Source organism: Bacteroidota bacterium (assembly GCA_016722375.1).
Lineage (GTDB): Bacteria > Bacteroidota > Bacteroidia > Chitinophagales > LD1 > Bog-950.
The window spans coordinates 403747-416397 of the sequence record JADKJG010000002.1 but is presented as its reverse complement, the minus strand read 5'-3'; the positions used below and the strand labels follow the sequence as shown (position 1 = coordinate 416397).

The window sequence follows — 12651 nt, the reverse complement described above, 5'->3', positions numbered from 1 at the left end:
CAACGACAACGCAGTTTATAAACAAATGGGCAATGCTGTTTCAGTTCCAGTAATTGAGGCGGTAATTACTGACCTAATTGAAAACAACAACATATTTAGCAAGACAAAAGCCAACGCTTCAAAGTCACACACATTGGCAAGTCGCACAATCCCAACGCTTGACCAAAAACTTGCCAAAGAGTGTGCCTTCCCTAACGCACTGACAGACGAGTGAAAAAACAACGAAGGCATAACACGGGTTTGGCAAAAGTGGCGGTTCAGTGCTCCGCAGACACATTTGTGGTTAATCAAAGTTTGGTTCTCCGCATCAACATTTGTGGTGAAAATCGCCACCTTCGCCAAGCGCCAAAACGTTATGTGCAACCCTCCCGCAAAATTTTCCTTTCAAACTTAACTGACGACAATTCATTTTTCAGGACACTCTTTTCCAAGACATTTCTTAGTCCTTCAATCGTTAAACCCTTCCTTCGGTAAAATTTTAAACACCCCCGTTCTTCCAAGTGTTAGCGTAGCGCACTTGGAAGTCTTAATAGAAGAAAGTCTGCGACTTCCATAAATTAGCTGCCATCGACTTTGCGCCCTTGGTGTTTAGTTTCCGCCCTTGTTGGTGTTTAGTTCATCTTTAAAAATCACTTATTACGAACATCAACAACAAGCTTTGCAATTGGTTGTTGGTGACCTGCCTGCGGTAGGCAGGCGCTGGCTCTTTTATTTATTATTGGACAGCTAAACACCAACCTGTATAAAGTTGTCAAGGAATATTTCAGCATGGTTGTAATGAAGTAATGATAGTATTCGCATCGAGAATGGCACGATTGAAAATATTCAACTCACGATTCTTTGATTTCACTACTGGTTGGTATTTGGCCCTTACCGGCGTTTAATTTTCCACTTTATAGCAGCGTAAATATCACCAGCAAGCCAAGCAAAAGCCCCGCTCCGATGGCTTTCGGGCGGGGCTTTTCAACGATTGGCTTCGCCAAAGATGAACCATCTCAGTTCAGGCGGCTTACTTCTTCTTCGCCTCGGCGATTAGTTTTTCATTTAGTGCTACGTAATCATTGCTCTTCGCTTCTTTTGCCATAGCGAGTGATTTTTCTGCGGTGGCAATGGCGCCTTTGTAATCCTTCAACTTCATTTGAATCTTTGCTTTGGTGTGCATAATGTAGAATTGCGGATTTTGTTCAATTGCTTTGTTCACCCATTCTAGCGCCTTGTTCAGGTCTTTATCGTTTTCATAATAATAATTGGCCGCTTGGAAATAGGGGCGGCTGTCATTGACCAAGGCTGTTTCAATATTTTTCATGATTGCCGCATCAATATTCGCGGCTACATGAAAGGCTACACTGGTTTTGTCCCAAGAAAGCTCGATGTTGGCAGTGCTGGGTGTAATGTCCGTAACCTGAATCGTTAAATCCTCCACCTTGTTTGCCAGCGCAGAAGCCTCGACAGTAAAGCGAAGCAATTCATCTGCGGCCTTATAGTCGCTGACGCTTCCACCCAATTTCAGGTCTTTATAGAAAAGTATTTCCCAACTGTCTCTGTTTGGTATGGTATAAATGGCGTAGGTGCCGGCTGCTATGGCCTTGCCTTCCACGTTCACATCTTCCCCGAAGGTAATTTTCGTTGAGGCATTAGCGCCGGTGCGCCAGATTTTGCCAAAGGGAACCAAGTCGCCGAAAATCACCCGGTTTTTTACGCCCGGACGGGAATACTCAATCGAGATTTCTGAAAGAGCGAAGTTCTGCTTCAAGGTCTGTGTAGGACTTGGGGCAGGAACTTTAAGGGTTTGCGCGGTGGTTGTTAGAGAAGACCCGGCGATGATGGCCGCGGTGAACAAGCTTAATACTTTGTGTTTCATAAGATATATGGTTTATTTATAGAAGTGGCGCAAGATACCAAAACAGGAGGGCTGAAAACTGAATAGGGGTGCTATTATATGTTAAGGCATAGGAATTGGCTGATATTCATAGCGGGGTAAGCAACATCCATTTGAATCCACGAATCAAGCCATTAAAAAACAGTTCAAAACATTTGTCCAATTCATTAATACCACTACTTTTGATTTCAGGACACGGGCAGAAATGCCTGCTTATCACAAATTTGGAATGAAAAACCGCGAAAAACGGCTTTCTGAAAGAAAAGATGTTTATGCTCTTGACAAAAGAGGGATGCAGTGTTATTTTATACGAGTCCTAAAATGTTAACTGGTTTAAAAAAAAATTATGAACAAACTTAAAACTCTAATTGCAATTGCACTGCTTTCTTGTGGCACACAGGCTATTGCCGGTGATTGTGTCACGCTTGCCGGACAATTCAAAATTGGTATGAGCGATGACGCCGATTATTCGACGGTATCTGAAGCAATCGAAGCGCTGAAATGTGGCGGTATATCGGGAAGAGTCAATTTCCAAATTGAAAATGGGGTGTATAATGAGAAGGTAGTTCTTTCCTCTATTCGCGGCGCTTCTGCTCTGAATACAATCACCTTTGAATCTCATTCCAGGAATAACGCAGATGTCGTTATCAGCTATGCTACCGGCGATTTCACCTTTATGCTGAATAGTGCATCCTATTTTTCGTTTGAGAATCTGACGATTGATCACAAAGCATCTACTTACGGAAATTGTGTGAAAGTGGACGGCAGTTCTAATAACCTCCGCTTCAAAGGGGTGGTGTTTGAAGGCGTAGAGGCCGCAAGAACGGGGGCAAATAATGCGGTGATTTATTGCACAGCAAGCAGTCCTAAATCTGATGTAGTGTTTGAAGATTGTGAAATTAACAATGGTAGCATGGGCTTATTCAAAGGGGGCAATAGCCCGGATTCAAGAGATACAAGGACTACCATTACAGGAACTTTATTCTTCAATCAATACGAAGGTGGGCTTTCGCTTTCCAATGAAGAGGCACCAGTAATTACCAATAATGTAGTAAGCAGCTTGACAAAATATGGTTCTTATAAGGCTATTAGTTTTGAAAATGTTTCAGGCAATCTGATGGTGAGTAATAATATTGTGAATGCTGCCAATGGTTCTTGCGGGTTATCTTTAAATAACTGTGTGGCCGATCCTTCAAGTTTGGGGCAGATTAGTAATAACTCTATTGCAGTCGGTGGTAGTTCTGAAGCCTTTGCTATTCTTTTGGGAGGCGTTACAGATAATCAGGTTATCAACTTTAACCGCCTGAAACTGACGATTAGCGGTACCCCCGGTTCTAAACAGGCATTCTACAAAAATGCGGGGAATGGCAATAACGTGAATATGCTCAACAATATATTATACGACTTGAACACCGGCGGCTATACGATTGTAGGCAACTCTTATAAAGATAGTTTCAATCAGCTACCCGCTCAGAGCAATCCGGCACTGACCGTTTCGGCCAATGGAATCATGATTGAAAAGGTGACTCCTATTAATTAGAACTTTTTAAACTCTTTTTGTAAACAAAAACCCAGAGTCTTTCTCTGGGTTTTTTGTTGTTTTTATTTTGCCTCCCGTGTTTTCAGAGATTATATTCGCCCACTAATGTTGCGCTTCTTTCTTCGTATTTATGATTACTTCCAGTCCAGGAAATATTTATTCTATGTCCTCACCGTATTTCTATTTGTTGCTCTTGCGTTAGTTTCTTCAAGAATCCGACTTGAAGAAGATATTTCGGCTATTCTTCCTGAAGGGGAAAAGACGAAAGAAATAACAGATATACTGCGGAGTTCTAACGTGGCAGATAAGGTGATTGTCAAAATAATTTCACGTCGGGAAGCGGAACCGGAGGAATTGATAGAAGTGGCAGATTCCTTTGAGCGTAGATTGCTGGATCAATTCTCTGGTCAGATAGTTTCCATCAAATCAAGGGTGAGCGACGAAACAGCACTACAGATATATCAGTCTGTTTATGAAAACCTGCCAATTTTTTTAGAAGAAGAGGACTACCAGATTATTGATTCGCTCACAGAACCAGCGCAAATCTCCCGTAGCTTGGAACAGAACTATGATCTCCTGACATCTGCCTCGGGAATGGTATTGAAACAATTGATAGCAGATGATCCTCTGGGGATTTCAATGCCAGTACTGCAAAGGCTCAAAAAAATGCAGGTGGACGATCATTATGATTTATATGATGGCCACATTATGTCAAAAGATAAGCGTAGTGCTTATCTTTTTATTTCCTTGAAAAGTGGGATGGGAGAAACGGCAAAAAATGAAAAGTTATTTGCAGGCTTTGATAGAATAATTTCTTCAACAGAAAAAAGTGGAGTTGAAATTCTCTATTACGGTAACCCTGTTGTGGCTTCTGGAAATGCGCATCAACTTAAACAGGATTCAATATTGACACTTTCAATTACCATCTGCTGTATTCTAGCATTTACTTGGTTCTTTTTTCGTCGAAAACGGGTTCCATTTATTATGATGTTGCCCGTTTTGTTTGGGGGATTGTTTTCGTTGGCTTTTATCACCCTATTTCGAGGAAGTATATCGAGCATTGCATTAGGGGCAGGTTCTATTGTTCTGGGTATCGCGGTAAATTATTCACTACACTTTTTTACTCATTTCAGGCATTGCGGTTCAGTGAAACAAACCATTGCCGATTTGTTTTCGCCAATTACTATTGGAAGCTTCACGACTATTGGATCCTTTCTGTCGCTTACTTTATTAGAGTCCAGAATACTGAATGATTTCGGTTGGTTTGCCGGATTAAGCCTGATGGGGGCTGCTCTTTTTTCACTAATCTTCTTACCACAATTTATTACAGCAGATAAAAATACTCCCTCCGGTTCAAGTTATTTATATTCCATTTACTTATCCACGGAAGGATTCGTTCAAAAGAATGCAGGTTTATTTTCACTAGCAATCTTATTGATCACCATCTTCTTTCTCCAATATGCCTCAAATGTCCGTTTTGAAAGTGACTTAAACACAGTCAACTACATGAGCCCAAAAACAAAATATGCTCAGAAGGAGATTGATTTGACACAGGATGAAAACTCAAAACTGGTTTTCATCGCCTCAACCGGAAAAACGACGGAGCAGATGCTGCGGAATAGTGAACAGTTAAGTCAGCAACTAAAAAATGCAAAACAGAAAGGCTTGATTTATGATTATTCTACGTTTTCGGACTTCATTCCTTCTAGAAAAATGCAAGAGGAGAGAATCAAACGATGGAATCAGTATTGGACAGAGGCCCGAAAGCAAAGAGTATTGGAAAAAATAAAATTGGAAGCCAAGCAATTTAAGTTTCAACCAACAGCCTTTTCTAATTTTGATTCTCTTTTAATTCATGAGCAACATTTGAATATGGGCGAAGAGAAGTTGCACGTGATAAAGGAAGCTTTTGGTAATGAATACCTAATCTCCGAACCTGATAAAGAAATAGGTTTGAGCGCTGTTCGTGTGGACAAGGCTCGACGTTCTACTCTTTATGCCCAATTAGCTCAGGACCCGGCAAATATTATCCTAGACAAGCAAATCATTACCAACAAATTGGTGAATATAATTGCAGGTGATTTTAATAGAATCTTGTTGTTTACTTCCTCATTGGTTTTTATCTCCTTGCTTTTTACTTATGGAAGATTGGAGCTAACGGTTATTACCTTTCTCCCCATGGTTATTACTTGGATATGGATACTTGGTATTATGGGCTGGTTGGGACTGCAGTTTAATTTGATTAACATCATTATTTCTACGTTCATTTTTGGTTTGGGCGACGATTTCGGAATTTTCATGACTGATGGGTTAGTACAAAAGTATCGGGAGGGGAAGGAGGTGTTGTCATCTCATAAAACCTCCATTTTTCTGTCCGCAGTAACGATTTTAATAGGACTGGGAGCACTGATATTTGCTCAACACCCCGCCCTTCGATCCATTGCGATGATTTCAATCATTGGAATATTTTGTGTAGTATTTATCGGGCAAACACTTCAGCCGGTACTTTTCAATTTTGTTGCGCAGAATCGTAAAATATCTGGTCGCGCACCCTGGACATTTATTACGCTGGCTTTAACTGCTTTTTCTTATACATATTTCACCTTTTCAGCCCTGCTCTTAACAATTTTCGGATTCGCTTTGTTTTATATCGTACCGTTTATTCCTTTGAAGAAAAAGAAACTTTTCTTCCATTATTTAATCCACGCTTCGCTGAAATCGCTGCTATATGTTATGGTAAACGTGAAAAAACGCCATATAAATAAGGAAAGCATGGATTTTTCGAAACCGGCTGTCATTATTGTCAATCACACCTCGGTACTTGATATTCTAGTGACAGTAGCGCAACATCCTAAACTAATTTTGCTTACTAACCGTTGGGTGTATTATTCGCCTGTATTTGGTAAAGTAGTTCAAATGGCTGATTATCTTCCCACTATGGAGGGAGTAAACCCCGCTTTAGATAAATTTGAAAAGATAGTGAAGGAAGGATACTCAATAGTAATCTTTCCTGAAGGAACCCGTTCAGTTGATGGCAAGATCAAACGTTTTCACAAAGGGGCGTTTTATTTGGCGGAGAAGCTGAACTTAGATATTGTTCCTTTAGTTATTCACGGCGGAGCTGATAGTCTTCGGAAGGGAGACTTTATGATTTTCAATGGTCAACTAACTATGAAATATCTTCCGCGGATCAAAGCAAATGATTTAAGCTTTGGAAGCAATTATATTCAGCGGGCTAAAAATATCACCTCTTATTTCAGAACTGAATACCGTAAACTACAGGTTGAAATTGAAAGGCCCCGATGGTTTCGGCAACGGTTGGCTATGAACTATATTTATAAAGGCCTCGAACTCGAGTGGCAGGCGTTGAAACTCGCTCAACGAGAAGACCTATATGCTACTCTTAACGATGTAGTGCCGAAAGCAGGAATGATTACTGAATTGGGTTGTGGTTATGGATTAACTACGTACATGTTACATTTTCTTGGGGTTAAAAGACAAATCGTTGGAGTTGATTCGGATGAAGAGAGGGTAAGGGTGGCAAAATAACTGTTATTCAAAGAATGGCCAAGTCAACTTTGTTTATAGTTCGATAAGTCAGTACGAATTAGAGGAAAGTGAAGCGTTTATTATTCATTCCAAAGTTATCCAGAATGAAAGCACATTGAATCATTTGATTCAAAACTGTTTAGATAGGTTATCTTCTGGTGGACTTGTTATTATTATTGATGCTCCAGTCAGTTTGTTTAACGAATTTTTGTTAGAGAAAAAGTCTGACTCTGTAAGTGTGTTGAGATTAGAATGAAAGCGATAGGTAGAAAATATGATGTTGTAATCATCGGTGGTGGTTTGGGCGGACTTGTTTGCGGAGCCATTCTAAGCAAAGAGGGAAAGGCAGTTTGCATCATTGAAAAGAATGAACAACTAGGGGGTAATCTTCAGTCGTTTAAACGAAATGGAGTCACCTTGGATACTGGAGTGCATTATATCGGGGGGTTAGATAAGGGGCAAAACTTATACCGGATATTTAATTATCTAGGAATCATCCAAAGATTAGAAATTGAAAAAATGGATGAGGAGGGGTTTGACGTGATTTTGTTCAAGGACGATGACGAGTGTATTCCTACGGAATGGGTTATGAGAATTTTACCCGCATCATGAATGAGAAATTCCCGCTGGACACACTGGCAATAGATAAATACTGTAAGGACTTAAAAAATATCTGCAATAACTTCCCTCTTTATAATTTGAAAAAAGAAGAAGATTATGACGATAAGACAGTCTTTGTTCATGGAGTGAAGCAATACTTAGATTCATTGACCGAGAATATTACTTTAAGAAATGTTCTGGCAGGAAATAATTTGCTTTATGCCGGTCAGGCAGATAAAACACCTTTATATATTCATGCCCTGATTGAAAATAGCTATATTGAGGGAGCGTTCAAGATTAGAAATGGTGGTGATCAAATCGCTAAATTGCTTGCGCGTAACATTAAAAAGTCTGGTGGGGATATTTTACGAAAAGCTAAAGTGCAATCAGTTCATACCGAAAATGGAATTGTAGATTACGTCCAACTTGATACTGGTGTCAAGGTTCATGCGGATACGTTTATATCGAATATTCATCCTGCCCAGACTCTTGACATGATAAACTGCTCTTCTATTCGATCGGTATATCGAGAAAGGATTTCAAGCCTTGAAAATTCCATCTCAATTTTTGTTGTATATATTCTTCTGAAACCCGGGACATACAAATATCAGAACAAGAACTATTACTATTTTGATGAGGTGGACGTGTGGAAAGGAATAAATTATACAGAAGCAAATTGGCCATATAGTTATGCGATGTATGAGGGGCCAGATGAGGACAATGATGGTTTCGCCGAAACATTATCCATTATGAGCTATATGCGCTTTGACGAGGTGCAGCGATGGGAACACACCATTAATACAACAGTTGAAGAAAGTGATAGAGGGGTAGATTATCAAGAGTTTAAGAAAAAAAAGGCAGAGAAGTTGTTAAGCACTGTTGCTATTAAATTTCCGGAACTGAACAATTGTATTCAGACATACTATACGTCAACTCCTCTTTCCTATAGAGACTATATAGGCACAAATGATGGGAGTATTTATGGGGTGGTTAAGGACTTTAATGATTTGATGAGGACCTCTATCCATAGCAAAACAAAAATCCAAAACCTTTTTTTTACCGGACAAAGCATAAACCTGCATGGTGTATTGGGGGTTTCTATCGGCGCTATTATCACGTGCATGAATTTATTGGGCAGAGAATATCTTTTGAATAAAATTATTAAGGCCAATGAGGAAACCGCTTAAGCTGCTTTTTTATTGTCTGACGCTGATAACAATATTGTTAATAGCTACGGTTTCCTTTGTGCATTATGGATTAGCACCAGAAATTCCTCATCCGGTAGATAACGCATACCTTGATCTAAAAAGGGAAAACTCTGATAATGACTTTTACCACATTGGCAATAACTGGCTACAGAAGAACAAGAGTGGAATTTGGGAGGAATATATAGAGGGCAAGCCATTCGAGCGAGGAGTAATTGCAGGAAAGTTGAATAGGGAGTTGCTTTATACACAAGAAAAAGCCTTTGTAGAACAGATTCACAAATTAGTTCCGAATGATACTTATCTTAAGTTTTTGCATTTAGTTTCAAAGGTATTTAATAGAGATATTGATAAATACATTCCAATAGAAAACCGGTTGGAAATATACGGCGAATCATTTTCAGCACCTCATGAATTTGACTATATCGCTCCACCTTATGACCGGATGCTGAATTATCATACGGCTCATGATTTGGGACATGCTTTTCAAAGTTTGGCTTTGGTCGGCTGTACTTCATTTAGTGTTTGGGACGAGAAAAGTGCGGATTCATCTTTACTTATTGGAAGAAATTTAGATTTCAGTCTTGGAGATAAGTTTGCAAAAGACAAGATTGTATATTTCTGTAAACCTAATTCAGGATTCAAGTTTGCTATGGTTACTTGGGCTGGGTTTATAGGTTGCGTTTCGGGAATGAATGAAAAAGGTCTGACAGTAACGATTAACGCTGCCAAATCAGATGTGCCGAGTAAGGCTACAACTCCAATTTCTATTCTTGCCCGTGAAATATTACAATATGCCAGCAACATTGAAGACGCTTATGACATTGCCAAAAAGCGAAAAACATTTGTTTGTGAAACGTTGATGATTGGTTCTGCATCGGACAACCAAACGGCACTGATTGAAAAAAGTATTTCTAAAACAATTTTATATCAGTCGGATACTGATTTTATTTTGTGTACCAATCATTACCAAAGCGAGGCCTTTAAAAGTGATGAAAGTAATCGGGAAAATATCGCTACATCAGCCTCAATGTATCGCTATAAAAGACTTAATGAGTTAATGAATCAAGTTCCATCATTAGATTATTTGAACGTAGCGAGTATATTGCGTAATCAGGGGGGAATTGGAGAGAAGAATATAGGTATGGGAAATGAAAAAGCGATTAATCAACTACTCAGTCATCATGCTGTTATTTTTCAGCCGAAAAAACTAAGGATGTGGGTATCCGCAAACCCATATCAGTTGGGAGAATTCGTTTGTTATGATTTAGATAAGGTTTTCAAACTAGCCCCAGGATAAAAACAAGGACGGATATAGTAGAGGCGGACCTCACCATACCAACTGATACCTTTTTATATTCAAGCGGTTGGAAAAGATTTCTTCTTTTTAAAGAGATGAAAGATATGATTTGGGATGCGATTCAAAACAAGACAAAGATGCCAGATGAGAAAAGCGTTATTGAGCAATTCCAAAATAGCAATCCTGAATTTTGGGAAACATATTATCTGATTGCCCGCTATTTTCAGGTGACAGGAGCCAAAGCTGATGCAATAGATAATTATTCTTGGCATTAACCAAAGAGATTAACAATACTAATGAGGCAGATAAGATTAAATCAGAAATGAAGTGCTTGAAGAGATGAACAGGTACACCTCAATAGAATATCAGACTAAGAACAATATTGAAAGCTATCAGCAAACCAAACTGAAGGAGTTATTGCATTACCTCCAGCAAAACTCGCCGTATTACCGAAAGCAATTTAGTCAGTACTGTATCGTGCCTGATATTATCACGCAGTTAGAGGACTTAAAGAATATTCCAACTACTTCCAAGCAAAACTTTGCGGAGTATAACGATGAGTTCCTTTGTGTCCCATATAGCAAAATAGCAGATTACTGTGCTACATCAGGCACTACCGGCACACCGGTGACGGTCGCTTTGACAGATAATGATTTAAAAAGATTGGCGTATAACGAGGAGCAATCCTTTCTTATTGCTGGATGCAAACCGACCGATGTATTTATGCTTCTGTTGACACTAGACAGGCAGTTTATGGCTGGGATGGCTTATTATCAGGGAATTCGGAAGTTGGGAGGAGGAGTAATACGTTCTGGAGTTGTTTCGCCCCAGGCGCAATGGGAGAACATACAACGATTTAAACCAAATGTACTCGTAGCAGTACCATCCTTTCTGTTGAAAATGATAGAATATGCAAATGCCCACCAGATTGATTGCAATTCATCGAGTGTTGCAAAAGTCATTTGCATTGGTGAGCCGGTACGTCATGCCGATTTTACTCCCAATAATCTGGCTTGTCGAATAAAGGCTCATTGGAATGTTGAATTGTATTCTACCTATGCATCTACCGAGATGCAAACAGCGTTTACCGAATGTTCCTGTGGCAAGGGAGGGCATCTTCGACCGGAACTAATGATAGTGGAAGTATTAGATGATGAGGGAAATCCAGTGAGAACAGGCGAAATGGGGGAGGTAACGATTACCACTCTTGGCGTGGAGGGAATGCCTTTGCTTCGCTACCGAACTGGGGATATTTGCGCACTATATGATGATACTTGTTCCTGTGGTAGAAATTCAGTAAGACTTTCGCCGGTTACCGGAAGAAAGAACCAAATGATAAAGTTCAAAGGGACCACATTTTTCCCGCCTGCTATTTATGATGCACTGAGTCAGGTGCCGCAGATAAATGATTATGTAGTTGAAGTATCAAAAAATGAAATGGGGATGGACGAAGTGATGATTCATATTTCTATCACCGGCAATCTCGACATAGTAGAATCTCAAATTCTATCTACTCTCCGTGCCAAACTCCGTGTGACACCTTCTATACAATTTACCTCCAGCAGTCAACTCCAATCGCTTCGACCCAAAGAAAGCCGCAAGCCTACGATGGTAGTGTTCCGTTGAGTTCATCAGAATTAGTTAGGATGGTAACACTTGAGAAAAAGTATAGTTTTTCGGAATCCTATATTTACAGCGTGAAATCTAGCTTAATCATTCTTCAGTTATTCCTTACAGTTAGTCTTTTGAATGCACAATGGTCATTAGAAAAGGATTTTTCCCCCACATCATCGAAGCAAGCAGAGATACTTATTAAATCGTTCAAAACATGCCAAGATATTAAGGTCGGCTATTATGAAGCCGTGTCTTACAGAAAGTTTCTGTTAACCAATGATACCATTGTAAAGACGTATCACTGCTATTTTGAAAAGCACCCCATGGATTCGATTTCTGGTTGCTTTTTTCATCTGATTCAATATTCTGGGTTGAATGAAGAACGCCGCAGCATTTATACCGGAGAGGAATTTATTTCTGCCAATGTTGCCGATAGCATCGCTACCTACTACCAAGTATACGCATGGGAAGATGAAGTGCAACGTTTAGTCAGGCAAGCAGAATTGTACCTTCCTTTTGCCTCTCCATCCAGTTATCCTTTGACCGAACATATAGACGAGTATGACAAGCGCGAAACCGTGGACTGGATAGGTGATGAAATGATTTCAGGTAAGACTACTCATCATATACGGCTTACCCGGATGCTGAAAGATAAAGGAGGCGTGGAGCTAAGGGTTATAAGCAATGAATTTCACTTTTGGATCAAATCAGATGATTATGTTCCTCTTGCCTATTCGGTTGAACTAGTAGCCATTTTGGGAAATGATACTTTGCGACAATCCGAAAAATATCAACTAACTGCCTTCCAGATTAACGAACCATTGAAAGAAAACATGCTGTCCTCCAAATCACTTCCATCTTATTATCGCCTACACCCTTTTGACTCGGAGGAAATGAAAAAGAACAAATAGCGATACGAGGTCGCTGTTTTAGTACCTTCCTATTCAATACCCTAAATTCACGT

The 12651-nt window shown here is 39.7% G+C and carries 8 protein-coding genes and 1 pseudogene; 8 read left to right on the top strand and 1 reads right to left on the bottom strand.

Annotated features, from left to right (window positions below; translation table 11 throughout):
- Window positions 1-214, top strand: a 214-nt coding sequence (locus IPP77_03665; protein MBL0308793.1) for a DNA cytosine methyltransferase, incomplete at its 5' end; no start/stop codon positions are given.
- Between the two features lie 795 nt (window positions 215-1009).
- On the opposite strand, the gene IPP77_03660 is transcribed toward IPP77_03665, so the two are convergent.
- The gene (locus IPP77_03660; GenBank protein MBL0308792.1) at window positions 1010-1861 is read right to left on the bottom strand and encodes a DUF2911 domain-containing protein; all 852 of its coding nucleotides are present in this window, start codon (window positions 1859-1861) and stop codon (window positions 1010-1012) included.
- 364 nt (window positions 1862-2225) lie between these two features.
- On the opposite strand from IPP77_03660, the gene IPP77_03655 reads away from it, so the two are divergent.
- The 7 genes and pseudogenes from IPP77_03655 (at window position 2226) to IPP77_03625 (ending at window position 12598) form a co-directional block, all read left to right on the top strand.
- Window positions 2226-3419 carry a hypothetical protein gene (locus tag IPP77_03655; GenBank protein MBL0308791.1) on the top strand — a complete coding sequence of 398 codons (1194 nt, stop codon included), beginning with the start codon at window positions 2226-2228 and terminating at the stop codon, window positions 3417-3419.
- A 105-nt stretch (window positions 3420-3524) separates the two neighbouring features.
- Window positions 3525-6968, top strand: a complete 3444-nt coding sequence (locus IPP77_03650; protein MBL0308790.1) for an MMPL family transporter — start codon at window positions 3525-3527, stop codon at window positions 6966-6968.
- A 252-nt stretch (window positions 6969-7220) separates the two neighbouring features.
- Window positions 7221-8755: pseudogene (locus IPP77_03645) on the top strand (NAD(P)/FAD-dependent oxidoreductase).
- Window positions 8739-10073, top strand: a complete 1335-nt coding sequence (locus IPP77_03640; protein MBL0308789.1) for a hypothetical protein — start codon at window positions 8739-8741, stop codon at window positions 10071-10073. Before IPP77_03645 ends, IPP77_03640 begins: the two are co-directional and overlap by 17 nt.
- 95 nt (window positions 10074-10168) lie before the next feature.
- Window positions 10169-10348, top strand: coding sequence for a hypothetical protein (locus IPP77_03635; protein MBL0308788.1), 180 nt, complete (start codon window positions 10169-10171; stop codon window positions 10346-10348).
- A 64-nt stretch (window positions 10349-10412) separates the two neighbouring features.
- The gene (locus IPP77_03630; GenBank protein MBL0308787.1) at window positions 10413-11699 is read left to right on the top strand and encodes an AMP-binding protein; all 1287 of its coding nucleotides are present in this window, start codon (window positions 10413-10415) and stop codon (window positions 11697-11699) included.
- 71 nt (window positions 11700-11770) lie between these two features.
- Window positions 11771-12598 (top strand): DUF2092 domain-containing protein, encoded by an 828-nt coding sequence (locus IPP77_03625; GenBank protein ID MBL0308786.1) that lies wholly within the window; start codon window positions 11771-11773, stop codon window positions 12596-12598.
- Window positions 12599-12651: the final 53 nt, after the last annotated feature.